The 26,568-nt window shown below is 63.6% G+C and carries 28 protein-coding genes and 2 tRNA genes; 14 read left to right on the top strand and 16 right to left on the bottom strand.

The window, feature by feature from the left end:
• Positions 1–27: 27 nt before the first annotated feature.
• Positions 28–1,629: an alpha/beta hydrolase gene (locus AC4CS3_RS17170; RefSeq protein WP_490784446.1), complete on the top strand. Its 1,602-nt coding sequence runs from the start codon at positions 28–30 to the stop codon at positions 1,627–1,629.
• Here AC4CS3_RS17170 and AC4CS3_RS17175 read toward each other — a convergent pair.
• The gene (locus AC4CS3_RS17175) at positions 1,584–2,060 is read right to left on the bottom strand and encodes an endonuclease domain-containing protein (RefSeq protein WP_490784447.1); all 477 of its coding nucleotides are present in this window, start codon (positions 2,058–2,060) and stop codon (positions 1,584–1,586) included. The genes AC4CS3_RS17170 and AC4CS3_RS17175 overlap by 46 nt on opposite strands.
• 91 nt (positions 2,061–2,151) lie before the next feature.
• Positions 2,152–2,895, bottom strand: a complete 744-nt coding sequence (locus tag AC4CS3_RS17180) for an HAD-IA family hydrolase (protein WP_490784448.1) — start codon at positions 2,893–2,895, stop codon at positions 2,152–2,154.
• Between the two features lie 222 nt (positions 2,896–3,117).
• On the opposite strand from AC4CS3_RS17180, the gene AC4CS3_RS17185 reads away from it, so the two are divergent.
• The 5 genes from AC4CS3_RS17185 to srmL all read left to right on the top strand — a co-directional run bounded on the left by AC4CS3_RS17185 (position 3,118) and on the right by srmL (position 6,717).
• Positions 3,118–3,190: transfer RNA gene (locus tag AC4CS3_RS17185), tRNA-Thr, on the top strand.
• A gap of 199 nt (positions 3,191–3,389) precedes the next feature.
• The gene (locus AC4CS3_RS17190; RefSeq protein WP_490784449.1) at positions 3,390–3,800 is read left to right on the top strand and encodes a hypothetical protein; all 411 of its coding nucleotides are present in this window, start codon (positions 3,390–3,392) and stop codon (positions 3,798–3,800) included.
• A 242-nt stretch (positions 3,801–4,042) separates the two neighbouring features.
• Positions 4,043–4,351: a DUF4190 domain-containing protein gene (locus tag AC4CS3_RS17195; RefSeq protein ID WP_490784450.1), complete on the top strand. Its 309-nt coding sequence runs from the start codon at positions 4,043–4,045 to the stop codon at positions 4,349–4,351.
• A 376-nt stretch (positions 4,352–4,727) separates the two neighbouring features.
• Entirely contained in the window at positions 4,728–5,405 is a 678-nt protein-coding gene (locus AC4CS3_RS17200; RefSeq protein WP_490784451.1) for a hypothetical protein, read from the top strand.
• A 193-nt stretch (positions 5,406–5,598) separates the two neighbouring features.
• Positions 5,599–6,717, top strand: a complete 1,119-nt coding sequence (gene srmL / locus AC4CS3_RS17205; protein ID WP_490784452.1) for a PheS-related mystery ligase SrmL — start codon at positions 5,599–5,601, stop codon at positions 6,715–6,717.
• An 88-nt stretch (positions 6,718–6,805) separates the two neighbouring features.
• Here the strand turns inward: srmL and AC4CS3_RS17210 are convergent, their stop codons facing one another.
• The 5 genes from AC4CS3_RS17210 to AC4CS3_RS17230 form a co-directional block, all read right to left on the bottom strand.
• Positions 6,806–7,357 carry a GNAT family N-acetyltransferase gene (locus AC4CS3_RS17210; RefSeq protein ID WP_490784453.1) on the bottom strand — a complete coding sequence of 184 codons (552 nt, stop codon included), beginning with the start codon at positions 7,355–7,357 and terminating at the stop codon, positions 6,806–6,808.
• A gap of 8 nt (positions 7,358–7,365) precedes the next feature.
• Positions 7,366–7,917, bottom strand: coding sequence for a hypothetical protein (locus AC4CS3_RS17215; protein WP_490784454.1), 552 nt, complete (start codon positions 7,915–7,917; stop codon positions 7,366–7,368).
• Positions 7,918–7,949: 32 nt separating this feature from the next.
• Positions 7,950–8,633, bottom strand: coding sequence for a hypothetical protein (locus tag AC4CS3_RS17220; RefSeq protein WP_490784455.1), 684 nt, complete (start codon positions 8,631–8,633; stop codon positions 7,950–7,952).
• A gap of 92 nt (positions 8,634–8,725) precedes the next feature.
• Positions 8,726–8,995, bottom strand: a complete 270-nt coding sequence (locus AC4CS3_RS17225; protein ID WP_441412759.1) for a type II toxin-antitoxin system RelE family toxin — start codon at positions 8,993–8,995, stop codon at positions 8,726–8,728.
• Entirely contained in the window at positions 8,992–9,273 is a 282-nt protein-coding gene (locus tag AC4CS3_RS17230) for a type II toxin-antitoxin system Phd/YefM family antitoxin (RefSeq protein ID WP_490784456.1), read from the bottom strand. Before AC4CS3_RS17230 ends, AC4CS3_RS17225 begins: the two co-directional genes overlap by 4 nt.
• Before the next feature lie 166 nt (positions 9,274–9,439).
• Here AC4CS3_RS17230 and AC4CS3_RS17235 point away from each other — a divergent pair, with 166 nt between their 5' ends.
• The 3 genes from AC4CS3_RS17235 (at position 9,440) to AC4CS3_RS17245 (ending at position 11,329) form a co-directional block, all read left to right on the top strand.
• A complete protein-coding gene (locus AC4CS3_RS17235) occupies positions 9,440–9,958 on the top strand; it encodes a hypothetical protein (protein WP_490784457.1) in 519 nt (172 codons plus the stop codon).
• A gap of 546 nt (positions 9,959–10,504) precedes the next feature.
• Positions 10,505–10,681: a CsbD family protein gene (locus AC4CS3_RS17240; protein ID WP_236815163.1), complete on the top strand. Its 177-nt coding sequence runs from the start codon at positions 10,505–10,507 to the stop codon at positions 10,679–10,681.
• Positions 10,682–10,894: 213 nt separating this feature from the next.
• Entirely contained in the window at positions 10,895–11,329 is a 435-nt protein-coding gene (locus tag AC4CS3_RS17245; RefSeq protein ID WP_490784458.1) for a DUF7793 family protein, read from the top strand.
• 157 nt (positions 11,330–11,486) lie between these two features.
• On the opposite strand, the gene AC4CS3_RS17250 is transcribed toward AC4CS3_RS17245, so the two are convergent.
• The 6 genes from AC4CS3_RS17250 to AC4CS3_RS17275 form a co-directional block, all read right to left on the bottom strand.
• Complete coding sequence (locus tag AC4CS3_RS17250; RefSeq protein ID WP_437772422.1) at positions 11,487–12,326, bottom strand: aldo/keto reductase; 840 nt, start codon at positions 12,324–12,326, stop codon at positions 11,487–11,489.
• Positions 12,327–12,443: 117 nt separating this feature from the next.
• Complete coding sequence (locus tag AC4CS3_RS17255; RefSeq protein ID WP_490784459.1) at positions 12,444–12,896, bottom strand: hypothetical protein; 453 nt, start codon at positions 12,894–12,896, stop codon at positions 12,444–12,446.
• 8 nt (positions 12,897–12,904) lie between these two features.
• Positions 12,905–13,558: a bacterial proteasome activator family protein gene (locus AC4CS3_RS17260; RefSeq protein ID WP_490784460.1), complete on the bottom strand. Its 654-nt coding sequence runs from the start codon at positions 13,556–13,558 to the stop codon at positions 12,905–12,907.
• A 26-nt stretch (positions 13,559–13,584) separates the two neighbouring features.
• Positions 13,585–14,043 carry a GNAT family N-acetyltransferase gene (locus tag AC4CS3_RS17265; RefSeq protein WP_490784461.1) on the bottom strand — a complete coding sequence of 153 codons (459 nt, stop codon included), beginning with the start codon at positions 14,041–14,043 and terminating at the stop codon, positions 13,585–13,587.
• A gap of 34 nt (positions 14,044–14,077) precedes the next feature.
• Positions 14,078–14,659: a PadR family transcriptional regulator gene (locus AC4CS3_RS17270; RefSeq protein WP_490784462.1), complete on the bottom strand. Its 582-nt coding sequence runs from the start codon at positions 14,657–14,659 to the stop codon at positions 14,078–14,080.
• 35 nt (positions 14,660–14,694) lie between these two features.
• Complete coding sequence (locus AC4CS3_RS17275) at positions 14,695–15,678, bottom strand: NAD(P)H-quinone oxidoreductase (RefSeq protein WP_490784463.1); 984 nt, start codon at positions 15,676–15,678, stop codon at positions 14,695–14,697.
• 114 nt (positions 15,679–15,792) lie between these two features.
• Between AC4CS3_RS17275 and AC4CS3_RS17280 the strand changes: the two genes are divergently transcribed.
• Positions 15,793–15,880: transfer RNA gene (locus AC4CS3_RS17280), tRNA-Ser, on the top strand.
• A gap of 168 nt (positions 15,881–16,048) precedes the next feature.
• Here AC4CS3_RS17280 and nirD read toward each other — a convergent pair.
• Complete coding sequence (nirD, locus tag AC4CS3_RS17285; RefSeq protein WP_490784464.1) at positions 16,049–16,417, bottom strand: nitrite reductase small subunit NirD; 369 nt, start codon at positions 16,415–16,417, stop codon at positions 16,049–16,051.
• A 279-nt stretch (positions 16,418–16,696) separates the two neighbouring features.
• Here nirD and nirB point away from each other — a divergent pair, with 279 nt between their 5' ends.
• Positions 16,697–19,315 carry a nitrite reductase large subunit NirB gene (gene nirB / locus AC4CS3_RS17290; protein WP_490784465.1) on the top strand — a complete coding sequence of 873 codons (2,619 nt, stop codon included), beginning with the start codon at positions 16,697–16,699 and terminating at the stop codon, positions 19,313–19,315.
• A 36-nt stretch (positions 19,316–19,351) separates the two neighbouring features.
• Here the strand turns inward: nirB and AC4CS3_RS17295 are convergent, their stop codons facing one another.
• A complete protein-coding gene (locus AC4CS3_RS17295; protein ID WP_490784466.1) occupies positions 19,352–20,125 on the bottom strand; it encodes a potassium channel family protein in 774 nt (257 codons plus the stop codon).
• A gap of 109 nt (positions 20,126–20,234) precedes the next feature.
• Between AC4CS3_RS17295 and AC4CS3_RS17300 the strand changes: the two genes are divergently transcribed.
• Entirely contained in the window at positions 20,235–21,113 is an 879-nt protein-coding gene (locus AC4CS3_RS17300) for an undecaprenyl-diphosphate phosphatase (RefSeq protein ID WP_490784467.1), read from the top strand.
• A gap of 125 nt (positions 21,114–21,238) precedes the next feature.
• Positions 21,239–22,018: a VOC family protein gene (locus AC4CS3_RS17305; protein WP_490784468.1), complete on the top strand. Its 780-nt coding sequence runs from the start codon at positions 21,239–21,241 to the stop codon at positions 22,016–22,018.
• Between the two features lie 118 nt (positions 22,019–22,136).
• On the opposite strand, the gene AC4CS3_RS17310 is transcribed toward AC4CS3_RS17305, so the two are convergent.
• On the bottom strand, positions 22,137–24,152 hold the full coding sequence (locus tag AC4CS3_RS17310) for an FAD/NAD(P)-binding protein (RefSeq protein WP_490784469.1): 2,016 nt from the start codon (positions 24,150–24,152) through the stop codon (positions 22,137–22,139).
• 59 nt (positions 24,153–24,211) lie between these two features.
• On the opposite strand from AC4CS3_RS17310, the gene AC4CS3_RS17315 reads away from it, so the two are divergent.
• Positions 24,212–26,473 carry a prolyl oligopeptidase family serine peptidase gene (locus tag AC4CS3_RS17315; RefSeq protein WP_490784470.1) on the top strand — a complete coding sequence of 754 codons (2,262 nt, stop codon included), beginning with the start codon at positions 24,212–24,214 and terminating at the stop codon, positions 26,471–26,473.
• Positions 26,474–26,568 lie beyond the last annotated feature (95 nt).

Below are 26,568 nucleotides of genomic sequence, written 5' to 3' on the forward strand. Positions count from 1 at the left end.
ACGCTTCCCCAGCCTGAGGAGAAACGCATGACCCCCGCACGATGCCGGCCCGCCGGGTCCAGTTCCAGGACACGGTTCCCCTCACTGCGGCGGGCTGCAGCGGCAGTGGCTGCCACCGTCACCGCGAGCCTGCTGCTGAGCGGCTGCGTGTTCTCGGTACCGGCGCCCAATGATGGCGCCAGCAACGGGTCCGGTAACGTCAGCACCCCGGACGCGTCCATCGCAGCCGCGGCGCCGGCAGGACTGGAGAGTTTCTACTCCCAAAGAGTGAACTGGACGTCCTGTGAGCAGGGATTCCAGTGCGCCAACATCAAAGTGCCGGTGGACTATGCCAAACCCGATGGTGGCAGCATCTCCATCGCTGCCATCCGGCTCCAGAGCCAGGGCACGAAGAAAGGCTCGCTGCTGGTGAATCCCGGCGGCCCCGGCGCTTCAGGCTATGACTTCGTCAGGGACGCGGCGAAGACGCACTTCACCAGCAAGCTGCGGTCCAGCTTCGACCTGGTGGGTTTCGATCCCCGCGGCGTCAAGCGGTCGGCGCCGGTGACGTGCCTCAGCGATGCCGAGCGGGACGCTGCCCGCGAGAAGGTCTACAACTACGACACTGACCAGGGCGTCGCCGCGGCGCTGGCCGACACGAAGGCCATGAATGCCCAGTGCGTGGAAAAGTCCGGGCCCGCCCTGCCGCACATCGACACCGCCAGCTCCGCCAAGGACATGGACATCCTCCGCGCAGTGCTGAACGACGCAAAACTCAACTACCTTGGCTTCTCCTACGGAACCGCCCTCGGCGCCACCTATGCGTCATTGTTCCCGAACAACGTCGGCAAGCTCGCTTTGGACGGCGCAGTGGATCCGTCCCTCAACAACGAGGACCTCACCGCGGGGCAGGCAGAGGCGTTCGAAAAGGAGCTCCGCACTTACGTGGCGGATTGCCAGGCAAAGTCCGGATGCCCCATGACCGGCAGCGTCGACAATGGCGTGCAGCAGATCCAGAACCTCATCGCCGACGTCGAGCAGAATCCCAAACGCGCCAAAGACGGACGGCTTGTCACCGGGGCTACGTTCGTCAGCGGTATTTTCACACCGCTCTACGACAACGAATCGTGGCCTGTCCTGACCCAGGCTCTGGTGGCCGCATTCAAGGGCGACGTGTCGCTCATGCTCCGGATTGCCGACTTCGGCGCGGACCGGGACCCGAACGGCACCTACACGTCAAACACCTCGTTCGCGTTCAACGCCATCAACTGCCTTGACTACCCTATGGTCACGGATACGGCCGGGATGCGTTCCGAAGAAGCCCGATTGAAGCAACTCTCCCCCACCTTCGGCTATTACTTCTCCTACACCGGGATCAACTGCAAGGACTGGCCCTATAAGCCGGTGCACACGCCTGCCCCCGTGAAGTACACCGGCAGTGCGCCGATTGTAGTCATCGGCACCACTGGGGACCCCGCAACGCCTGTCGCCTGGGCTGGTTCGCTGCGCAAACAACTCGGCAATGCTTCCCTCGTGACGTGGAAGGGCGAAGGCCACACCGCCTACGGCCGCTCCAACCAATGCGTGTCCGACGCCGTGGACAACTACTTCGTGGATGGAAAGGCGCCTTCGGACGGGACTATGTGCTGAGGGTTGGGCGGTTCCGCTGTGGGCGGGGCCCGGATGGCGGCCTGCACTTCCGCGACCATTGCCTCCGGGTAGTGAACAATGTCCTCGTAGAAGTACCTCAACACAGTGAAGCCGCCGGCGACAGAAGTGTTATCCCGGCGTCGATCCGTCTTGATGGCCTTGGGTTCGAAATGAGTCTTGCCGTCCAGCTCAACGATCAAGAAGCGCTCGACGACGAAATCGACCTCCCCCACGCCGGGCAGTTCCATGTGCTGCACGAACGCGATTCCAGCCTGCTGGAAGTACATGGCCGCCAGGGGTTCAAGCAGCGAATCGGCTCTCAAGCATACGAAACCAAGGACGTCCCTCGCCCGGCCGTTCCGGTTGCCGCGCAGCTTTCTGCGCAGGAACTCCACGGTTATGTCGCCACGAGCAACAGCACATTGCACCATGACCAGCGCTTCAGCTGGAGGCCTGCATCGCAAGGCATGTATCAGCACATCGGCGAGAGCTGCCACCGTGGTAAATCGTTGAGGCCCGGCGCTAGAGCCGTGCGGCGCGGGGCTCCAGCAGCGCGGGAAGGTTCTTGACTGAGGGCACGACGGCGGTGGCCCCGGCCGCGCGCAAAGCCGCCTCGGAGTGGAAGCCAGTGAGTACGCCCACAACGGCGGAGGCACCGGAGCGAACGCCGGACAACATATCCGAGCTCGTGTCCCCCACCACGACAACCTCGCGGACATCATCCAGGTCAAGGGCCAACACTGCCGTGAGAATCATGTCCGGGTAAGGGCGCCCGCGGCCGGCGTCGGCGGGGCACAAGCTGAGATCCGCCTTCCCCATCCAACCCAAGGACTCAAGCACCATGTTCTGGGTGTGCCGGCCAAAGCCCGTAGCCAGGCAAACATTCACACCGGAGTCCCGCAACCAGTCGATGGTTTCCTCGGCGCCTGGAATAGCCCGGACGCCGCCGTCGGCAATCAGATCGTCGTAGGCGCGTTCGAAGGCCTTGTTGGCGCTCTCGGCACGTTGAGCTTCTTCAAAAAGGTGGCTGAAAACGGTCAACTTGGAAAAGCCCATGGTGTCCCGGGCGTAGCCGAGCATGCTTTCGAAGCGGGGCGAACCAGGCTCGACGCCGGTCTCCTGCAGTGCGACGGACATCGCGCGCTCCGTAAGACCATCATCGGTAATCGTTGTGCCCACCATGTCCAAGACAGCAAGCCGGAGCCGCTGCGCACGATGTGCCCCGGCGTCGTCCGCGTTGATCCTCTTGCTGCTGTCCATGCTCATGGCGCCCCTTCGCTGGTTGATGACCGAAATCGCGCGGCCACGTTAGTCCGCCCAGCTTGCCCCCGGTCCACGACGGCGGCCTGAACCCGGCGCGACGAGCGGGTGAATTCCGCAACAACGGCGCCGCGGTAGCTCCGCACGGGGCTGTTTTGACCCGGACGAGGTGACTCTATTACAGTTGTATATTGCGTGATTCAGCCGGTACCCGGCCGATAACGCGGTGCTTCCTTAGCTCAGTCGGTAGAGCGTTTCACTCGTAATGAAAAGGTCATCAGTTCGATTCTGATAGGAAGCTCGAAAAGCCCCGCCATTCCACGGATTTGGCGGGGCTTCTTTTTTCCGAGGTTCTTTGCCCTCTTTGCCCTCTTTGCCCTCTTTGCCCTCTTTGCCCTCTTTGCCCTCTTTGCCGGGGCTAGAGTCCCGCTACTTCGCGCCGGTCAGATCACATGGCCCTGTCGCTGCCGATTCTTTTCCGCCAGCGTTAGGCTGACGCCATGAGGAACCGGACGCTGCCAGTGCTGCAGCTGACGCTGATCCCTGCGCTCGTGCTCTCTGCGTCCGCATGCACCCCGACCGCGTGCCCCGCCGTCGGCTTCGTCAACCTGGGCCCGGTCGAACTTGACCTATCAGGGCTCCCGGCTGGAACCAAAGTGTCCGCCTGCTTCGGAGTGAACGACCGCTGCGACCCGGTTCCGGTAACCCGCGACAGCTCCGGCCGGTGGATGGTTCCGCAGACGCCACCGTTCGCGCAACCAGATAACGCTGCGGTACCGCTTCCCCGGATCCGCGTCGTCGCCGCCAAGCCGGACCGCTCCATCTCCGATCAGCTCTACGGAATCGAGCACACTGCGCCGCGCGGAGCCTGCGACAGCTCCTATGACCTCATCCCGGTGAAGGTCTACTGATCCTCCCGGCAGGTCGATGCGGTAACTCCAGGTTTTTCCAAGTCCGCGTTTGGGATTGGAGAAAGCGATAGCGCCCCGCCCCAACGCCAAGCCGCCCGCACCGAATGACGTATGTGTTAGAGACGGGTTTGATAGTTCCCTTTCAAGGCCCCGACACACCAGAGGAGTCCCGGCCTGCGGGCAGGCTTGCGCGCCATATCGTAGGCTCGCCTGACACCATTCCAGGAGAAAGAACAGACCACATGAGCAGTGTTCCTCCACCTCCCGAAAAGCGCTGGCCCTCCGATGCCCCGCAGATACCCAATCCATACACGCCAGTCCAGCCACGCGCACCGTTCAGCACGGCTGCCATCGCGGGATTCATCATCAGCTGCGTCGGGCTTTTTGTCTTCTCCATGGTGGGCCCCCTCGGGACCGCCATCTCGGGCATCGGCTTCCGGCGGGCTAGAGCCCGCGGGTTGCGTGGGCGCGGGCTCGCCATCGCAGGCATGATCATCGGTATCGCCGATTTTGCGTTCTACCTCATCGCCCGGTACTTTCTTCATCTGTAACGCACAGCCGGCTACATGAGATGCCAATCAGTGTGCGAAATGCTATGGACCGCAGGCTGGTGGTCGCGATTTTTGTCGTATGGATGTTGTTCACCATTGCACTCGTCGCTGAGGGCTAGTCGTCCCCCACCCCGTCCCTCTGCCACTGAGTGCGCGTCTCTCCTAGGGCTGGTTCGTCGCGGGATATGTTGGCTAGTCAATTCACAGATCTGGCCGACCCGGTATTCGTGAATGAGCTAGCAACGGCCCGTGCCCGGCGCGCCGGGCGCTGCGAAGTCCAGGCAACGGGATAGAAAAGATGGGCGGGAGTAATCGGCTTCCGCCCCGTCCTCGCTTCCCGGGGATTGTCTTCCGAGCCGCCGAACACTTGAGGGTCATGAACTTCCGCTATCGCCTCGCCCTGCCCGCCGCATTCCTCTTTGCCGCATTGGCCCTCGGTGGATGCCAGCAGGGGACCCACTCCGCCGCCGAAGCGATGACCAAGCCCGCGTCGCCGGCAGTTCCCCAGGCGGTTGCGGCCTCTGGCAGCGCACCCTCGGGTGCGGCGGCGGCAGCCGTGAAGTCCATCCACTCCCCCGGCGTCGTCGCGACCGACGAGCAGCTTGGCGCCGGACAGTGCTCCGCCAAAGTGGTCGACGCCGCTACTGGCGAGTACCTGCCAGACCCCGCCTGCACTCCGGGGGCCACAGATCCCGCGGTTACCCAAGAGAACATCGACTCGACGATATGCATGAGCGGCTATACGGCCACGGTGCGCCCGCCCGCTTCGAACACGGACAAGGTGAAGGCCGAGAGCCTGCGCGAATACGGCCAGACCGCAATGAAGACCACGGAATACGATCACCTGATCAGCCTGGAGCTCGGCGGCACCAACTCCGTCTCGAATCTGTGGCCTGAGCCGAACAAGGCGAGCGCCACGGGCACCACAAACCCGAAAGACGCAGTGGAGAACACTCTGCACAAGGCCATCTGCGCTCACAAGGTCACCCTGTCAGCTGCCCAGGAGGCGATCGCCCACAACTGGGTCACTGCCGTCAAAGACCTCGGTTTGTAGCTGCGCGAAGCGCTGACTCCGACGATCAGGGTCGGCAGCTGGGGTATAGTCACCCCATGCTCTCCATGCGCCGATTTACTTGCCCCCGACCGGGTTCCGGTCGCGAGGGCTCTCAGGCGCGCGCCTAGGTCCTGGCGCCGGATTTGAGTCGGGGGACCAACCCGCTACTCAAATCCGAACATAAGGACCAGCAATGCCCGCTTATCTCAGTCCCTCAGAACTCAACGATGCTTTGACCATCCGGGATCTCTCAAATCCGGACGGCGGGCCTCATGCAATGCAGGCACTCTTGCAAGGCGTCATCGACGCGTTCGGCAGCAAATGGGGTGTGCCTGAACGGATTGTTCGACACAGCCCTCTGGTGAGCGTGGCCGATAACTACGATCGTCTGGGGTTCAACGAATCGGACGTGACCAGGGATCAAAGATACTCCCGCTACGTCAGTCCTACAGTGATGCTCCGCAGCCATACTTCGGCTTCCATCCCATCCCTGCTGCGGGCATTGGATCCAGACGAATCCACCGACGAGCTCTGGGCCGTCCCCGGTCTTGTCTACCGGCGCGACTCGATCGACCGCACCCACGTGGGCACGCCACACCAGGTCGATTTGTGGCGCGTCAGCTCTCGGGAACCCCTCGACGCCGGTGACCTGCGGGAAATGATCGCCGCCCTCGTGCAAGCGGTCCTCCCTGGGGCGCAATGGCGCGCAGTTCCGGCCGTTCACCCCTACACCAGGGAGGGCCTGCAGGTCGATGTCCTCATGGAAGGAGAATGGCTCGAACTGGCGGAGTGCGGGCTTATCACTCCGCATCTGTTCTCCGAAGCCGGCCTGGATCCCGCAAGGTGGTCGGGACTGGCTTTAGGGATGGGTTTGGACCGGGCCCTGATGCTGCGCAAAGGCATCCCCGACATCAGGTTGCTCAGGGCCATGGACAAAAGAATTGAACAGCAGATGCTGGACCTCTCCCGATGGAAACCGGTCTCCCAGATGCCCTCGATCCGGAGGGACATTTCCATTGTCGTTGCCGCGGATTTGGACGCCGAAGTGCTCGGAGACCGGGTGCGGACAGCCTTAGGCGAACAAGCCGAAGAACTGGAAGGCGTCGAACTCCTGGCGCTGACTTCATATGGAGAGCTTCCCGCGGCAGCCCGGGAACGGCTCCGCATCCGCGACGGACAGGCCAACGCCCTTATACGTTTGGTACTGCGTCCCCTCACCCGGACCATGACGGATCCCCAAGCCAACCAGATCCGGGACGATGTGTACCTTGCCCTGCACGAGGGGCCGGTCAAGGAGCTCATCGCAGGCTAGAGCCTGCGCGGTTCACGCCAAATGATGCGAGCACCGCGGGATATGTCGGCAACCGGAGCACCCCATCAGGATCCTAATCCCAGGTGTTCTACCAGGGGGTGCCCCGAAGGTCGATCGGTCCGGGGGGCCACGATGCGGCGGTCTTAGCGGCGGAGCAGATCAGGATCGGAGTATCCGCGGATTCGATGATTGTGGTTCCGTCCAGTCGTGAAAGGCACCGCTCCCGCGCTCGGATTCGCCTCCAGCCGAAGGACTCATAGAACGGTGCCACGTCTTCACGGCAGCCGAGGTAGCCGAAATCCACGCCAGCCGTCTCCATGGCCTCCCGGGCGCGGCCCATCACCACCGTGCCGAGTCCTGTTCCGCGCGCTCGAGGCGCTACAAGCACCCCGCCGGTGCCGCCCACCGGGACCTCGGTGGGGCTGACGTCGATCAGCCTCCTCTGGAATCCGACATGCCCGATGATGCCTAGACTATTGGTGGCGAGCACATGGACATCGGCGGGCGAATACCCATAGGGACAGTCAGGATCCCACACGCCGAACGTCTCGTAATATTCGGCGTCGAAGAGGGACCGAAGGCCCTCGATGGTTCCGCGACGAAGATGGGTGTGCCTGACAACCCGGATCGTCGTCTGCATTTCCTTTCTCAGCCCTCGACGATGGACATCGGCAAACCGCCCCCATGCTCGGAAATGTCGATGCTGTCGAGCTGCCATCCATCCGCGGATGCCCGGAACGTCGCGGTCTGCGGCAACGAGTAGCCTGACGGGACGCTGCTCGGCCCATTCGCCGTCGAGGCAAGGTATTCCTCGGTCTGTTCCTTGAAGTGGACGTTCGCCTTCGAACCGGTCACCTCGATCGACTCCACAGTGACCTTTGTCGAAAAGGACGTATACCAGAAGCCTGCTGACCTGAATCGAGCCTTCGAACGCTCCACCACCGGCAGGTCCCGACCACGCTTGGCCCGGTAGGCGGCCGTAGTCTGCCTGTCGGCGAGGTGCGGGGCCTGCAGAGTGTCGAGAACGGTGCTATTACGATCCTCGACGGCGGTCTGAATCATGGCCGCGAGCTCGGCCGACGGCGGGCTGGGCACCGCTGAGGTCAGTCCAGGTGTGGGCGGCCCGGGTGTCGCCTGGCACCCGCAAAGGGCCAACCCGAGCAGCACGGCGACCGCAGCCAAAGTGCGTGGAAGCTTCATCCTGATCCCCTTGCTATGGATGTCCCCACAGCCTACGGGCGTTTCGCGAATTCAATGCGTATGTAGCCGAGCTCATCGCGTGGGAGGACGGCCGTCAAAACCCCGCCCTGTCCGAGGGACGCTCCAACGCCGTACACGAAGGGGTCCGTGTCGATCTCCACACCCTGCACTTCGACCCCGTCAATCCAAACGGCCACCTCACGGTTGGCTGGACGACCTCCGATGTCCCCGGCGTATCGGTCCCAGGCAATGCCTCCCAGCCATTCGCGCCGGTAGCGATTGATGAGGATATGGTTCATGTGTTCGGCCAGGACCCTGGCCGGAGACGAGCGTTCGGAAGTGTCGCGGTGCCAGGTGGTCCGCACGGCCTCCCACAACTGGGGGTATCGCATCCGTTGAACCCCTTCAACCAGCCAAGCCGGCCGCGGCCAAGGCGGAACGTCTTCGATCGACCTTCGCGTCTGCTCGTCGAGCTCGGCCAGGTTTATCGGGTCGGAATGGTCAGCGGGTTTGCGCCACAGCGTGTAGGTGATGCTCGCCGACATCTCGTTGTATCCGCGGGGATCCTGCCCGTACTGGATGCCGACCATATCCGGATCTTCCAGCGATGGCTGGGGCGCCAGCCCCCTGATGGGGATCGGCATCAGCTCCAGACGCCTGGCCTGCTCGTGGCGAGGGTCAGGCGCGTCTTCGGGGAGCACTCCATCGAATCTCACTTGCCGATTGTGCGACGGCCACGAGTGGTTGGCAATACCGCCTCGGCATGGATCCCAGGTACATCGGCCTTCCGGGAAGCCGCAAGTTCGTCCTATCGATAGGCGTCACGGCGATGTGCGATCGAGACGATCTCGATCAGTACGACGTCCTCCACGATCCGGTAGATGACGCGGTAATCTCCTCGTCTGGCCGAATACAAGGGGAACAGCGGCTCGTGCAACTGCTTACCCACTCGTTGAGGGTTCTCACTCAGGGCGCCCGTGATGAACTCAAAGGCCGCAGCTGCAACCTTCTCTGGCAGGTCATGGGTTAGAGCCCGCTTCGCCGACTTGGAGAATCTGACCTCATAACGAGGGCTCATGCCCCGTGCTTGGTCGTGCGCATGTCCGCCTTGACCTCGTCGGTGGTGAAGGTTTCTCCGCCAGCCAGTTCCTTCAACCCCTTGCCAATATCCTTGACGAGTTTGGCGTCGGACAATACCGCCACCGTTTCGATCATGGCGTCGTAATCGTCGGCGCCCAGGAGGACCGCGGCCCGTGTGCCGTTCCGGGTGATTTCGAATCGTTCATGCGTGGACGATGCCTGTTCCACGATCCGCGAGAAATGCGACCGGGCCTCTGCAACTGGAAGTGTTGTCATGTACATAATTCTAGCGCAATTGCCTAGTGTCTACTTGGATATGCGGTTTTAGGAAGTTATGACACTCCGTCCCGATTGCTCTTATGGGTCAAGGTAGACTCCCGGTTGAGAGCGCGCGGGGACGCCCTCCGCCGCACGCGAGGGGGGACTCCACATGGGCCAACACATGCAGTCGCAGACCGACCAGTCCGATGCCGTAGAGCGGCTCGACGTGCGGCCATCGCGGACAGCCGACGCCCCCGTCCTTACCCGCCACGGCGCGATGAGATCACGGCACCGGCGCTTTTGGTTGGGGCTCTTCGAGTTGGTCTCGGGGTTGCTCACCTGCTGGGTTACCGTCACGAGCGCCGCGACGGGTATCGGACACTTACGGGACATGGCGGGTTCAGGGGCAGAACACCCGGCAGAGTGGATCGCCTACGTCTTCGCCGTTACCTTAGGCTTCGGCGTGGTGTCCATAGGGGGTGTGGCCATCGGGATCTGGAACATCGCCACCCTAAAAAGAACAGCCCGTTCACCACTGATCGCCGCCATTGTGGTCTCCGCGGCGTCAATCGCGCTGACGATGGTGTTCATCGACGGGCCCCTGTTCGATCCGGTGAAAATCGCATGGGCCGCGCTGCACGCGGTAGTCAGCCTCTGGACTATCGGCATCCTTCGGCTCAAGAAAGTCCCGGCCCGGTAGTCCCGCGGCGCGCTGACCACCGTCAGGGGCCAGACTCCCTGCCTTGCCTTCGTTCCTCGCTGCCGACGCTCCCCGCCCGGTCTCTTCCCTGACCGGGATCCTGCTGTTTCCTCTCCGACAGCATTACGCTGACGCCATGAAGACCAGGGGACTTCCAGGACTAATGTTGGCGATGCTTCCGGCGGTGGTGCTTGCTCTTGCTGCGTCCGACTGCACCCGGAAGTCTGCCCCACCGTCGGCTTCGCCAACCTGGGCCCGCTCCGGGCTGCGCCCCTCGCCCTTCGTGTGATCCGATTTGTTTCTCGTCCAGGCCACCATCGTGTTCTCCGCGTTGTGATTCTTCTTTGTGTTCTTCTGGTCCGGCGGCCCGAGCCGCGACTCTCGACGAGCGGCGTCCCCGGGGTGACGGCAACTTCGTCGAGCCCAACCAGTGCACGAGAGCCCGTCATCGGGTAGACGAAACGGATTTGAAATCTAAACCCGAAGCATGCTTAGTATGTAGTAACGGCCGGATCGATCGGCTGCCGAACCAGAGGAGGAAACACCATGGGACTAGGCGACAAGATTGAGAACGCTGCCGAGAAGGCTGGCGGCAAGGGCAAGGAAGCTGCCGGTAACGCCACAGGCGACGAAAACCTGAAGGCGGAAGGCCAGGCCGACCAGGCCAAAGGCGATTTGAAGCAGGCCGGCGAGAAGGTCAAGGACGCTTTCAAGAAGGACTGACCCGACCGTCTAGCGAAGGGCGCATCCCATCGGGGTGCGCCCTTCGCTGTGCCCGCTACTTGATTCCGGAGGTCACTCGAGCGAAAACACTCCGCACACTCACTATTCATGGACGCCGGGCGTCCTCACCGGCATTGTGATCTGCACCCGGCTCTTGCTGATCCGGGAGCTGCGTCAATGGGGTTGCAGCGGAATCACATCTGGGGGGATCTGATGACGACGCTGGTACAGTCCGAGGGCGAATTACACCTTCGCGCAGAGGTGAGCACCGCTTCCGACGCGGACGGCGGTGGGGCGTGGTTCAGTTCAGAACATGAAAATGTCAGGGTTGAGCACACGGGTGAAGGGGTACTCCGGATCACTTTGCGCCCGGGCCGCCGGATCACCGCAGAGGACGGAGCGCTTATCCGGGAGAGATACCTGGCTCTGACGAGCGGAAAGGGCGCCGCGGTACTACTGCAGGTCATCGGCGTCGAGTCCGTCAGCCGCGACGCCGTCCGATTCTTCAGTGATGCTGTCACCATCACGGCTTTTGCGATCCTGGGCAGCACGCCGGTAGACCGTGTCATTGCCCACGGCAGGCACGGACTCCCCACCCATCTGACGATCCGCGCCTCCACCGGGCCACCCCTCCGCCCAGCGAGGTGAGCCCATACGATGCGCTCCCCTCTGAGCAACACGGGGTCACTTACGGCCCATTCGGTACCGCTGGATGGGCCGTAAGTGACCCCGCGTTGCAAGATCCCGCCTGATACAGGCAAGAAGACCCCGCACCTGTTAGGTGCGAGGTCTTCCCGTTGAGAAACTAGGCGAAGTCTGAGACTGCCGGATCCGGTCCGATGCGGCCTTCGGCGCCTCGGTCCAGGCCGTTGATGGCCTCAATGTCGGCCTCATCCAACGTGACGCCGAGTGCTGCGAAGTTTTCCTGGATCCGGGACTCGGTCACGGACTTGGGGATCACGACGTTGCCGATCGCCAGGTGCCAGGCGATAACTACCTGCGCCGGGGTGGCACCGTACTTGGCAGCGATCTGGGCGATAGTGGCGTTCTCAAGGAGCTCGCCGCCCTGCCCGAGGGGCGACCAGGCCTGGGTCAAAATGCCGCGTGCCGTAGCGAACTCCCGGAGTTCGGCCTGGTTGAAGAACGGGTGCAGTTCGATCTGGTGGATCGCCGGAACAACGCCTGTCTCGTCGATCAGGCGCTGCAGGCCTTCCTTGCTGAAGTTGGAGACGCCGATGGACTTGATGCGTCCGCGCTTCTGGAGCTCAATGAGCGCCTTCCAGGTGTCCACGAACTTGTCCTGCTTCGGCTGCATCCAGTGGATCAGGTACAGGTCGAGGGTTTCCAGGCCGAGGCGGTTCATGGACTCTTCAAAAGCCGCGAGCGTGGACTCGTAGCCCTGGTCCGCATTCCACAGCTTGGTGGTAATGAAGATTTCCTCGGGCTTGAGGCCGGAGGATGCGATGGCGCGTCCCACGCCTGCCTCGTTGCCGTAGATCTTGGCGGTATCGATATGGCGGTAGCCGGCGTCGAAGGCCTGACGCACTACCTTTTCGGCTACATCGTCCTCAACCTGCCACACCCCGTAGCCGAGCTGGGGGATGGAGTTGCCGTCGTTAAAAGTAAGGTTCGGTGACGAAGTCATGGCTTCCATCCTGCCAGCCGCGCACACCGGGTGGCCACGGATTCCGGCCCCTCTAAGCTAGGCGCTTAATAGTTGTTATGTGGGAATAGACGCGTCTGCACCTAAATCGCCAAAAGCCTACGAGCCGGCTTTGGCCCTCAGCAGGCGTTCGGCTTCTTCGACATGTTCGTAAACGGCTTCAGCGCGTCGTCGTACCGAAACGGCTCCCACAGGAACGGGCCCGACGGCGAGACGCAGCATCGCGGCCGCCTCCGCTGTGGTGGCAAGAGAGTTCCCCGCTTTGGACAGCGCGCGATGGACGCCCGCGAGCGATCCAGGAATGTCCAGCCCATCACTGGGCGCCTTGAGTTGGGCCTCCACGCAGATCGCACGCACCCTGGACGACAAGTCCGCCAGTTCGTTCGCAATGGCCACGAGTTCGACGTAAAGCTGTTCGTCTTCTACGCCTTCAAGCACTTGGTGGTACCGGTCAAGGCCGCGATGGAAGCGATCGTGGGCACGGCGCCACAGTCCTTTGCCAAGTTCAGCGTCATCCTTCCGTCCCTGTCGGACGGCCCCAAAGAATCCCAACCCAGCGCTCAGAGGTATTGACCCGGGTGTCGGTCCGGGTCTTCAACGCGAGAAGGTTTGTCGGGCTCCGCTTCCTTGCCGGGAAGGCGGGCACGCTGCGGCTCACCATTTTCGCCAATAACGACGCCCGGGGCGATCATGGTTCCGGGCGGGAGCTGGCGAAGCTGCAACTGGGCAACAGCATGCTCCCGGGCTGCCTGCTGGGCAGCAATGGCGGTCTGGATTCCATGGAACAACCCTTCGAGCCAACCGACGAGCTGGGCCTGCGCGATCCGTAGTTCGGCGTCAGAGGGCGTGGCGTGTTCAGGGAAGGGGAGGCTGATGCGCTCCAGCTCCTCCACTAGTTCCGGTGCGAGGCCCTCTTCCAGCTCTTTGATGGAGCGTTCGTGGATCGCTGCAAGGCGTCCGCGGGCTGCCTCGTCCAAGGGGGCGCTCTTCACCTCTTCGAGGAGCTGGCGGATCATGGTACCGATCCGCATGACCTTGGCCGGTTCGTCGACGAGGTCCTGCAGGGTGCTGCCCTTCTTGACGCCAGGTTTCCCGTCGGCCTGCGGACCTGCTTCCGATGTGCTCTGTGCCGTGCCAGCGTCCAAGGTTGTGCCCTCCACCGGGATGTCGTCAAAACTCTCGCCACTGGGTTGAGTGTCGTCCTGATCGCTCATGCGTTCATACTCTCACGGGCCGCAACTCAGCCCAGTGCCTTGACGAGTATTTCGCCTTCGTCCTTAGCGAAACCACATTTTTCGTAGAAGCCCGTCGCATAGAGGTTGGCCGGGACCCAGACTTCTTCCATCCCGTGTTCCCGCATCCACTCCTCCATGACTGCCAAAAGGGACCGGCCGATACCACGGCGGCGCCACTGCGCATGAGTCCCTATTTCCATGAGGAGCAGTTCGGCCCAAGGTCCGGCATTACGACGCCGCTGAATGCAGCAGTGAAGAAATCCCACCGTCTCGCCGCCGAGCTCAGCCAGCCAGAAAAGCACGCCGGGGTCGCCCAGAAAGGAGCGGGCGCCGTCGTACGCCAACGCGCCTGACGGCGCGACTGAAGGATCCTCGTCGAACAAGTTGTCCGTATCCGCCAAGCGAATCAGCACGTCCGCATCGTCGGGGCCGAGCAGCCGGATCCGGACGCCGGCATTCGTCAATGTTTCGATGTCAGCACCTCCCCTGCGGAGCAGTTTATGCGGTGGGTGTCCCCGCACCGCGGACGGTTCCGATCGTGCCGTTGCTGGCGCCATTGGCCTGCTGGACCAGCCTTGCGTCGCAAAGATCCAGCCAGCGGGCCTCCGCCTCGGCATGGAAGATCAGGGAGTCCAGGACGAGCAGCCTGGCCGTATCCGTCACTCTTTGGTTGGCGGCCAGGTCCCTGCGGTCCTGGGTATACGCCTGCAGCTCGCGCAAGGAAATCTCACGTTGGGCCTGGATCAGCGCGGGGACGTCGGTGCCCGCCGTCGTGACGGCCAACGCCAGCTTGATGGCCAATTCGTTCCTCGGCGGCGCTCCACGATCCACTGCGGTCGCGAACCATCGACGGATTTCCGCAGTCCCGGCGTCGGTGATGCTGAAAAGCACGTGGCCGCGGCCGTCGTCGCCCTCTTTGCGGACCAAAGCGTCGCGCTCCAGCCGGTTCAGGGTGGTGTACACCTGTCCGATGTTCAACGGCCAGACGGCTCCCGTGCGTTCCTCGAACGCCGCTCGCAATTGGTAGCCGTAGCGTGGTTGCTCCTGAAGCAATGCCAGGATGCTGTACCGGATGGACATCGCTCTCCTTCGTGCTGCGGGTTTGGCGGGCGCCGCTAGAGCAGCAGCAGGACCTTGCCCATGTGCTCGCCGGAATCGAAGTACTCGTGGGCTTCGCGGACCTGCTCCAAGGGGAACGACTTGGCCACGAACGGCTTGATCCGGCCGTCGGCCAGCATCGGCCAGACCGATTCACGGACGGCATTCATGATGACACCCTTTTCCGCGACCGGCCGCGGACGGAGCGCCGTGCCGATGATGGCCGCCCGTTTGCTGACCAACTGGCCGAGGTCGAGTTCGCCCTTGACGCCACCCTGCAGCCCGATCACCACCAGCCGGCCGTAGTCCGCGAGTGCTTCCACGTTCTGCTGCAGGTATTTGGCACCGACGACGTCGAGAATGACGTCGGCGCCTTTGCCGCCGTTTTGTGCCTTGAGGCTTTCGACGAAATCTTCCTCCGCGTAATTGATGGCAATGTCGGCCCCGAGGAAGGCTTTCGCGGTTCCGACCTTTTCGGCCGTTCCGGCCGTCGTCGCGACCGTAGCGCCGTACGCTTTGGCGAGTTGGATGGCCATGGTGCCGATGCCCCCAGTGGCGCCATGGATCAGTACCGTCTCACCGGCCTGCAGCTGTGCAGTCATGATGAGGTTCGAGTAAACCGTTGCGGCTACCTCAGGCAAGGATGCGGCAGTGACCAGATCCACGCCGTCGGGCAGTCGCAAAACCTGCTCCGCCGGGACAGCAACCTGCTGCGCATAGCCGCCACCCGAAAGCAGGGCCACTACCTTGTCGCCTACCGAAAACGGCTTGCTCACCTCGGGCCCGAACACGGCAATCCTGCCGGAGACCTCAAGGCCGGGAATTTCGGACGCTCCCGGCGGTGGCGGGTAGAAACCGCGGCGCTGCTGGACATCCGCCCTGTTGAGACCGGCGGCGACGACGTCGATGAGAACCTCGCCGGGGCCGGGAACCGGAGCAGGGACGTCCCGGATTTCCAGAACCTCGGGCCCGCCCGGTTCGGAGATGTAGACGGCTTTCATAGAGTGCTCCCGATCCCTCGCTCAGTGCAGTTGGCCTTTCAGACACCTTAACCGCGTTAATCGCGGCGGCAGGTTTTTGGCGCAGCCAACTCCCTATGAAACACTACTAGGCAGGGAAGGTTGTCCGAGCGGCCTAAGGAGCTGGTCTTGAAAACCAGTGTGCGGTAACCCCGCACCAAGGGTTCAAATCCCTTACCTTCCGCGTGGCGCGACACAGCGCAGCTGAGAGGCCGGTTCATGCGAATCTTTGGATTCCATGGCCGGCCTCTTTTGCGTTAAACGGGTGGAATCCCGATGCAGTGCCAAGAAACGCCAATGGCCGGTTCCGCGGGCGGAACCGGCCGGAATCGGCATCGGAAGCTGAAGCAGCCTAGACGGCTACTTCAATGTATCCGTCGACGAGGCGGGTGTTGTAGGTGGCGAGCCGCAGTTCAGGATTGGTGAAGCATTCGCCGGTTTCCAGGTCGTACACCTCTTTGTGAAGCGGCGAGGCGATGGTGGGACGGCTGCCCCGGGAACCGACGATGCCCCGCGCCATGACGTTTGACAGCGTTGCAGGGTCCTGCTGGGATACCGCCAGGACCTCATCCGGCGTGGTGCGGAAAAGTGCTACTTGCTTCCCTCCGACCAGGGCAGCTTCGCCCCAAGCCGGTTCCAGCTCGTCGATTGCGCAGACGCGGCGCCAGCCGGACGCGGTCGGTGCGCCCATCAGGTTTTGCCGATCCAGAATTACGGTCATTTCAGCCCCTATCGCTAAGCCTGCCGGTCCGGCGGATCCAATTCCGCCAGCCGGCACGGGCCGTTTGCGGCCACAACTTCACGGTAGGCCCGCGATGTTTCGCCGGAATGCAATCAATGTGTCCTGCTCGTAAAGGAGACCTCACATAGCCGCAATCCTCACCGTGATGCCGAAGTTAAGCCCCCGAAACAAAGGGGAAACTGACGCGAAACTGCGTGTCTTTAGTCTGAAGTGACAAGTCGCGGATGACGGTTCTGCGGCACATGCGAAAGGCCGCCAGTGACCGGACATACTCCCCCTTCAGAGAGCCCGCGCCGTATTGTCGTCGCGGGCGGAGGCCCTGCGGCCCACCGCTTTGCCGATGCCATGCATACCCGCGGTCTCGAGGGCTGGCACGTCACGGTCCTGACCGAGGAAGCCCATCTTCCTTATGACCGGGTCACACTGAGCAAGGCGCTCATCGAGGTGGACTGCGACCTCACCCTCGGACACGCATCAATGTGGGAGCACGAGGCCCTGGACCTGCGCACTGGCGAGCGGGTGGTCAAGATCAACACCGATGCCAAGTCCGTGGAAACCGCGGCCGGCAATAGCTACGAATATGATGCCCTCGTGGTTGCGACGGGTTCGAATGCCGCCCGTGTGCCAATCCCGGGCGCCGAGCTCACCCATGTCTACCGCACCCTCGAAGACGTCTGGGCCATCAACGAAGCCATCACGCAGCTCACGGAAAAGCTGGGCCGCAAGGTCAACGCTGTCACCATCGGCGGCGGTCTCCTCGGCCTTGAATCGGCAGCAGGGACGGAGCGGTTGGGCGCCACGCCGATCGTCATCGACGGCGCGTCCTGGCTGATGGCCACCCAGCTCGACGAAGGGGCCGGCCAGGCACTGGGCCGCCTTATCAAAGACAAGGGCTTCGAAATCCACGGCGGCGTCTTCCCCTCCGAAGTTTTGTCCGACGACGACGGCCAGGTCACCGGCGTCCTCATGGCCGACGGCCGCATCATCGACGCCGACATCGTGATCGTCGCGATCGGGGTCAGGCCGCGCGATGAGCTCTTCCGTGCAGCGGAGGGCGAGGAACAGGTCTTCACGCTTGGCCAGCGTGGCGGTGTTGTCATTTCCGATGCTTGCGAGACCGAGATCCCCGGAATCTTCGCCATCGGTGAGGTGGCGAACTTCGGCGGGATGTGCCTGGGCCTCGTAGCACCGGCGAACACGATGGCCGAGATCGTCGCGGACCGCCTGCACGGCGGACAAGCGACCTTCCCCGGTTTCGACACGGCCACCAAGCTCAAGCTCTCCGGCGTGGACGTCGCCAGCTTCGGCGACGCGTTCGCCAAGACCGAGCACTCCCTGGAAATCGTCTACGCCGACCCCGCCCGCGGCGTATACCAGAAGATCGTCACCACCGACGACGCCAAGACCCTGCTCGGCGGCATCTTCGTCGGCGACGCCACCCCCTACATGAGCCTGCGCCCCATGCTCGGCCGGGAGCTCCCCGCCGAACCGGGCGCCTACCTCACTGCCGCGGGCGGCGGGGAGGCCCCCGACACCGAACTGCCCGATGACGCGATCCTGTGCTCCTGCAACAACGTCCCCGCCGGGAACATCCGGGACGCGGTCAACGCGTGCGGGACGTGCGAAGGCAACGAGCCGGTCCGCGATGTGCCAGGCCTCAAGGCCTGCACCCGGGCCGGCACCCAGTGCGGCTCCTGCGTGCCGATGATCAAGAAGCTCCTCGAAGGGGAACTGAAGAAGTCCGGCATCGAAGTCTCCAAGGCGTTGTGCGAGCACTTCAGCCTCTCCCGGCAGGAACTTTTCGACGCCATCCGCGTCCTGGAACTGACATCCTTCGAAGACATCCTGGCCAAATACGGCACCGGAGCGGGCTGCGACATCTGCAAGCCAACCATCGCCTCGATCCTGGCGTCGCAGCATTCCGCGTACGTGCTCGACGCCGGCCGCGGCACCCTGCAGGACACCAACGACCGCGCCCTGGCCAACATGCAAAAAGACGGCACCTACTCGGTGGTCCCGCGCATCCCGGGTGGGGAGATCACGCCCGACAAGCTCGTGGTCATCGGCACGATCGCCAAGAAGTACGGCCTGTACACGAAGATCACCGGCGGCCAGCGCATCGACATGTTCGGCGCCCGCCTCGAACAACTCCCGGAGATCTGGGGCGAACTCATTGACGCAGGCATGGAGTCCGGCCAGGCGTACGGCAAGAGCCTGCGCACCGTGAAATCCTGCGTGGGCTCCACCTGGTGCCGCTTCGGTGTCCTCGACTCCGTCGCCATGGCCATCAACCTGGAACTGCGCTACCGCGGCCTGCGCAGCCCGCACAAACTCAAAATGGGCGTCTCCGGCTGCGCCCGCGAATGCGCCGAGGCCCGCGGCAAGGACGTCGGCGTGATCGCGACATCGGAGGGTTGGAACCTCTACGTCGGCGGCAACGGCGGAGCGAACCCCGCTCACGCCCAGCTCCTCGCCGGCGGCTTGGACGACGACATCCTAGTGAAGTACATCGACCGCTACTTCATGTACTACATCCGCACCGCCGACCGGCTTCAACGCACCGCCCGCTGGCAGGAAGAGCTCGACGGCGGCCTGGAGCACGTGCGCCAGGTTGTCGTCGAGGACTCCCTCGGCATCGCCGAGGAGCTCGAAGCCGCCATGGCCAAGCACGTTGGGTCCTACGAGGACGAGTGGGCCGCGACCCTGAAGGACCCGGAACGCCTCCGCCGCTTCCGCTCCTTCGTCAACGCCCCCGAGCAAGAAGACGAGGCCATCGTCTTCGTCCCCGAACGCGGCCAGATCCGCCCCGCCACCAACGAAGAAAAAAGCGCCGTCTTGATTTCTTCCGCGAGCATCCCCGTCCGCGGAAGGGACTAAGAACGCACCTCGACGGCGGGCTACGGGGACGGCGAGCTAGGGCGACGGCGAGTGGTCGCCGCGGGCTCCGACCACTCCGCCCCGCGGCTCGCCGTCGGCGTTTTCCAGAAGCGCGCTAAGGCGTTCGACCTGCTCTGCCAACCGGCGGATCTCCTGTTTCATGGGCTCCTCGGCGACTGTCGCGGCCGCAGCAGCTCCGGAGGAGACCTGTTCAACGAGCCACGATGCAACCGAAGCGGTCACGACGCCCAGGACAGCGATTCCGCAGACCATCAAACCTCCGGCAACGCAGCGGCCCACAACCGTCACCGGGTAATGGTCCCCGTAGCCGACGGTAGTGATGGTGACCATCGCCCACCAGATGGCATCGCCAAAGTTGGTGATGTTGGCGCCCGCGGCGTTCTCCTCAGCATCAAGCACGGCGAGGGCACCGCAATACGTCAGGAGGGCCGCGGACCCAAGGACAAAAGTGAGGATGCGGCCCCGCATGGCGTTCCCGGCGGTGCGATGAAGCAGCTTCAGGAGTGTCACGAGCCGCAACAACCTCAAGGGCCTGAGGACCGGGAGCGCCAAAATCAGCAATTCGTGCAGGTTCCGCACGAACCACTGGGCGCGACGCCGCGCCAGGACCAGGCACATCGCATAGTCCAGGGCAAACACCAGCCAGGTGACCCAGATGATGGTGTCAACGACCGTGGATTGGGCCTCGCTGAGATTGGCGATCACTTGGAATGAATAGGCCACCAGGAACAGCACCGCTGCCGCCACCATGGGCCATTCGGAAACCTGCCGCCATCGCTCTTGAGTCATTCGTCGATATTAGCCACCCACCCTATTGACCGCGTTCACCTGCTGGCACACGGCCGCCTCCCAGCAAACGTTCATCTCCCAGTAACCGGTACTGGCTAGGATCGAACCCATGATTAATATGATCCAGGCCATCGTTATGGGCCTGCTGCAGGGAATCACCGAGCTCTTCCCGATTTCCAGCCTCGGCCACAGCGTCATCCTGCCCAAACTGTTCGGTTGGGGCCTGGACCAGAAGGCGCCCGAATTCCTGAACTTCCTCATAGCCACCCACCTGGCTACAGCAATTGTGCTGTTCTTCTTCTTCCTCCGGGACTGGATTGAAATCGCCAAGGGTCTTGGCCGCTCCATCCGGGACCGGAAGATTGCTCCGTCAGACACGTACGCAAAGCTCGGCTGGCTCCTCGTGGTTGGAACCGTGCCGGCCGGAATCATCGGTTTGGTCCTGGAAAAGCCCATTCGGAACCTCTTCGGTTCGCCGCTGATCGCTGCCGCCTTCCTGGTGCTCAACGGTCTCATCCTTTTTGCAGCCGAGCGTCTGCGGACAAGGGACAGCCGCCGTGTAGCGGAGCATGCGGCCACTGCAACGGTTTCCGACGCCGAAATCGCCACCCTGCCGTGGAAACGCGCCTTGGCAATCGGAACCGCCCAGGCAGCCGCCCTCATCCCGGGAATCTCCCGCTCAGGCTCGTCGATGGCCGGAGGCTTGCTTTCCGGGCTGAACAACGAAAACGCTGCGAGGTTCAGCTTCCTGCTCGCCACGCCGATCATCGGCGCGGCCGCCGTGCTCAAGCTGCCTGAACTCTTCACCCCGGCCATGGCCGACGAGCGTGGCGTGTTCCTGGTGGGGGCCCTGTGCGCGGGTGTCGCCGCATGGTTCGCCACCAAGTTCCTGCTTCGTTTCTTCGAGACCCGGACCTTGACGCCTTTCGCCATCTACTCGGTGGTCGGCGGAGCGATCTACTTCATCTTGATGCTGGTCATGGGCTAGGTTCCCGCTGAAGGCATCGAGCCAGGCATTGAAACTGTCGGAGGCCCCGCATAGGGTTTTGTCTGTCTCCACCACCCACTCATGAAGCCGTGGCAACAACCGCGGTAAACGACACAGGAGCAAACATGCCTACGCCTGACATCACCCCCGGTTCACCTTGCTGGATCGACCTGATGACCTCGGACCCGGAGAAGGCAAAGTCCTTCTACAACACGCTCTTCGGCTGGACCTACGAGACCGGGGACCAGGAAAAGTACGGCGGCTACATCACGGCCTCGAAGGACGGCAAGATGGTGGCCGGGATCATGCAGAAGCAGGAAGAGATGGCCCAGATGCCCGATGTCTGGTCCACCTACCTGCGCACTGACGACATCAAGGCCACCACCGAAGCGGCCGTCGCCAACGGCGGCCAGGTCTACATGGAACCCCTGGAAGTACCGGACCAGGGAACCATGGCCATGTATGCGGACTCCTCCGGAGCAGCGATCGGTGCCTGGCAGTTCGGCGAGATGAAGGGCTATCAGCTGGCTGCCGAAACCGGCGCACCCGCCTGGCACGAGCTCTTCGCCAAGGAGTACGACTCGGCAGTTTCCTTCTACCAGAACGTCTTTGGTTGGGAAACCACCGTCGTGGGCGATACCCCGGAGTTCCGCTACACCACGCTCGGGGCGGGCGACGACTCCAAGGCAGGCATCATGGATGCCTCCGGTTTCCTCCCGGCGGAAGTCCCTTCCTACTGGGGCGTCTACTTCGCGGCGGACAAGGTCGATGACACCATCGAGCAGGCGGTCGCGCTGGGTGCCACCGTCGTCCAGGCGGCTGAGGACACTCCGTACGGCCGGATGGCCACCCTGACAGACCCGACGGGTGCGATCTTCAAACTCATCCAAAACCAGGCTGCATAAGCCCACACCATCACGGATGAGCATGCTCTCCCCCGGCCCCGACGAGAGGACATATCAGGCTTATGTCCACTCGTTGGAACGAGTAAGGAGCATGCTCATCTTTCTTGGGGGAACATGCTCATTTTTGGAGGGGAAGGCCGAGCATGTCCCTGGCGATTTCGTCCGCGTCGCGGAGGGTCCGTTGGCCGCTTCGGTAGCCGGTGCCATCGGAAGGCCGGGCTTCGGCGGCAATGGCAGTCCCCCATTGGGTGGAGGAAAGCTGCAGGCCAAGGGCGTACATCCCCGGAGTCACGGAACCGTTGGCGCCCACGAGCCGGTAGGGGTGCGGCTCGACATCCAAGCCGGAGGTCTGCACCGGCATTCCCTCGGCAGTCATCATCACTTTGGGCCGCACCAACCCGTCGGCGAGCAACTGCCGCAGGAACGGAGAAACACTCATGCCAACGCGGTTCGCGGGAGACATGGCTTCAATTAGGGTCCCGGCTTCCGCGGCGTCGTCGTGCACCCAGGCAGACACCGCGCGGAAGACCCGCTTGGAACGGTCAACACTGAATCGCGGATCCGGGCCAACGAAACTCACGACGCCGGCACGCGCCAAAGCGGCCAACTGTTCGGCGCGCAGGGCGGGAGGACCGCTCGCGAGCCCCTCGACGAAGGACTCGAACCAGCCCCGCAGCTCGCCCACCCACGATTCGTCCGTGATGCCGCCGTCGGCCACAGCGCTCTTCAGGATCGCCCGTCCGGTATGCAAGGCACCGATGGCCATCTTCACGGGATCTGACTCTCCGAGCGCGGAGCGGCGGGCGTCGTCGTCCAGATAGTCGACGACGGCGGCGTCGAGTTCCTTCCTGGACGCGAAGGAATGCCCGGTCAAGGGCGCCGCGAGGCCCAGCAGGTCAAGGCGGCGCGACGCTGCAACGTGGCTGGAGACCAACTCCGCAACTTGGTTTTCCCATCGCCCCGTGGCATGCGCGTGCGGCTGCAACAAGTCTTCGAGGGCAGCAAGGAATTCCGTCGCATCAGAGACGGCGACGGGTTCCGCCACGACCAGCGTTGAGTAATAGGCCCACAGGGCGTCCCGATGCAGGAGGGGCCAAAAATCGTGGTCGAAGCCAGGTTGGATGCCGGCCGCGGCGAAGCGTTCCACCGCGCTCTCGGTCAGATACCGCAAGCGCACGGACTTGGGATAGTAACCGTCCAACCCGGCCTTGGCCCGGTACGGAGTGCCCCGCCTGGATGCCGCAATGATCTTCGGTTCCCTGCCCGAAGGCAAGTACTTAAGCTTCCCCTGGAGACTGTCTTCAGCGGGCACGAACCGTCCCCCGCGGCCTTCGGTCAGCTGGCCCATGACGTCGAAGAAGTTTAGGCCCATGCCGCGGACCAGGACGGTTTCCCCGTCCGGAACCAGCCCCCAGTCCACGTCGGCAGGTGCGGCGGGCGGGACGTATAGCAGCCCGAGCTCCGACGCCACCTCCCTGAACGAACGCTGCTCCGGGTTGAGCCGGGACTCAAGGTGGCCCAGCGCGAGGACGAGGGAATCCACGGTGAGCCGGGCGCCGTCGTCGAGTTCGACGTCGAACCGTCCGCCCGTGGACACGCCGGCCGAACCGTCCGACAAACCGTCCGGCAAACCGTCCGCCGGCCGGCCCGGGAGGGGACGCGCCGCCACGGCGTTGTTCCGGTGGAAGGCGATCTCAACGCCGGCCGGGACACGGTCGAGCAGTTCCTCCAGCGTCGAGCGCAAATACCGCCCGTAAAGGGCGCGGCTGGGAAAGTCGTGGGAGGCGAGCACGGCAAGTTCAGCCCGTTCTTCGTCGCTCAGGCCCGGACCGCCACCTGACCGCCGCTTCGCTCGCCACTGCTCGAAGGAGCCCCCGGCCAAAGGCGGCGCGAGTCGTTCGTCCTCGGGGATCAACGTGGGGTAGAACGACTGCGTGTTCATCAGGTACAGCCGGGACTGCTCGGGTTGCCAGACGTGCCCGGGGCCGGCCGGATAGGGGTCCACGACGTCGATGTGCAAGGAACGCGTCTGGGTTTCCGTCGCGGCCCAATTGGCGAGCAAACGCTCCAGCACACTGGTGCCGCGGGGACCTGCCCCGATCAGCCCAACCCGAATGTTCTGCGATTTACCCACGCCCAAGCCTAACTTCTTGTGACTTGCTTCCTCCTCAGACAGTCACTCTAGGATGAGGGATGACCACCACAGCAGCTGATCAAGCGCCCGCGCCCGACAACGAAACTGCCCAGGGAACCGCAATCGCCCCCGATCCTGTCGACGAGAATATCTGGCTCGAAGACATTCATGGCGAGGAACAGCTGGCCTGGGTGCGGGAGCAAAATGCCCGCACCGAAGACTTGCTCGACGACGCCGACTACACGGCTTTGGAAGCCGGAATCCTGGAGGTCCTGGACTCCACGGACAGGATCGCCATGGTCAACAAGCGTGGCGAGCACTACTACAACTTCTGGAAAGACCAGCAGAACCCCAAGGGCCTCTGGCGCCGGACCACGTGGGAAAGCTACCTCAGCGATGCCCCGGAATGGGACGTGCTGCTCGACATCGACGCACTGGCCGCCGCCGAAGGCGAAGAATGGGTTTTCCACGGCGCCAACTTCCTGCGCCCGGCCGAAGGCGAACCGCACCGCCTCGCCATCATCGCCCTCTCCCCCGACGGCGGTGACGCCAACCGCCACCGCGAGTTCGACGTCGAGACCCGCACCTTCGTGGACCCGGCTGCAGGCGGTTTCGACCTTCCGACCGCGAAGGGCAACGTGAGCTGGCTCGATGCCGACACCCTGTTGGTTGCCACCACCGCCGACGGCCTGCCGAAAACCAGCTCGTCCTACGCGCGCACCGGGGTGAAGCTCCGTCGCGGCCAATCCTTGACTGAGGCGGAGCGGATTTTCGAGATCCCCGAAGACCACATGATGGCCCTCGTCGCCCACGACTCCACCCCGGGTTTCGAACGCACTTTCGCCGTGGACTGGATCGACTTCTTCAACCGGACCACTTCCGTGCTGCATGACGACGCGTGGCTGGCCATCGATGTCCCCACCGACGTCAACCTCAGTTCGCACCGCGAATGGCTCATGTTCCGTCCGCGGCAGGACTGGAACGTGGACGGAACCACCTATCCCGCCGGGTCTCTGCTGGCTGCCGACTTTGAGGGCTATCTGTCCGGGGCACGCGATTTCACGGTGCTTTTCACCCCGGATGAACACACGTCCCTCCAGTCGTGGAGTTGGACCCGGAACTACCTCCTCCTGAACCTGCTGCACGACGTCTCTTCCGAAATCAGGGTGCTCGACCCGGCCCGCAAGGACTCCGCTGGTGGGTGGGCCTCGACTTTGTTGGATGCGTGCCCGCCGCTGCACGATGTGAACGCCTACGCCGTCGACGACGAGGACGAAGCGGAAGGCGACGACGCCGGCAACGACTACTGGCTCGTCGCAACGGGCTTCACCACCCCCACCACCCTCATGCGCGGCACCCTGTCCCCCGGGATCGCGAGCTACACGCTCGACGCAGGCCATGACGGCGGGGTGGCGAGCACGCACGCAGTGGTGAAGTCCTCGCCGTCGTTCTTCAACGAGGCGGACTACGAGGTCCAGCAGCACTTCGCCACCTCGGCAGACGGCACCCGCGTGCCCTATTTCCAGGTGGCGTCCAAAGATCTTGACCTCGACGGCGAGAACCCCACACAGCTCTCGGGCTACGGCGGCTTCGAAGTCTCTAGGACCCCGGCCTACAGCGGAGCCATCGGGCGCGCCTGGCTGGAACGCCGGACCGAAAGCATCCCGTCCGAAGACGGCTCCGTGGCGCATTCGCGTGGCGGCGTCTACGTCGTGGCCAACATCCGCGGCGGCGGCGAGTACGGTCCCGCTTGGCACCGCGCAGCCTTGCAGGCGAATCGACACCGCGCGTTCGAGGACTTCGCCGCTGTGGCGCGGCACCTCATTTCGCGGGGCGTCACCAGTCCGCGGCGGCTCGGCTGTGTGGGCGGTTCCAACGGCGGACTGCTGGTGGGCAACATGCTGACCCAGTACCCGGAGTTGTTCGGAGCCATCTCCTGCGGCGTCCCGTTGCTGGACATGCGCCGCTACACCAAGCTTTCGGCCGGCTACTCCTGGATTGCGGAGTACGGCGATCCAGACGTCCCGGAACAATGGGAGTACATCCGCACCTTCTCGCCGTACCACCTGCTGCGCGACGGAGTGGACTACCCGGAGACGTTCATCTGGACGGCCACCTCCGATGACCGTGTAGGCCCGGTCCAGGCGCGGAAGATGGCAGCCCGGATGCAGGCAATGGGCATCCCGAACGTGTGGTTCCACGAAGCACTTGAAGGCGGTCACGCGGGAGCCTCGGACAACCGCCAGGCGGCCTCGCTCCAAGCCCGCAGCCAGCACTTCCTGTGGCGGGCGCTTGCTGGCAAGGAGGGCTCGGGGCACTAGCGCCGTCGACTACGGAGCGCCCGACGGCGGCCCGTGCCAAGTCCGACAGGCGGCGGTACGGCGCCCGACGGCGGCCCGCGCCGCCGTTTTGCGCT

This window comes from Arthrobacter sp. SE2, assembly GCF_058244265.1.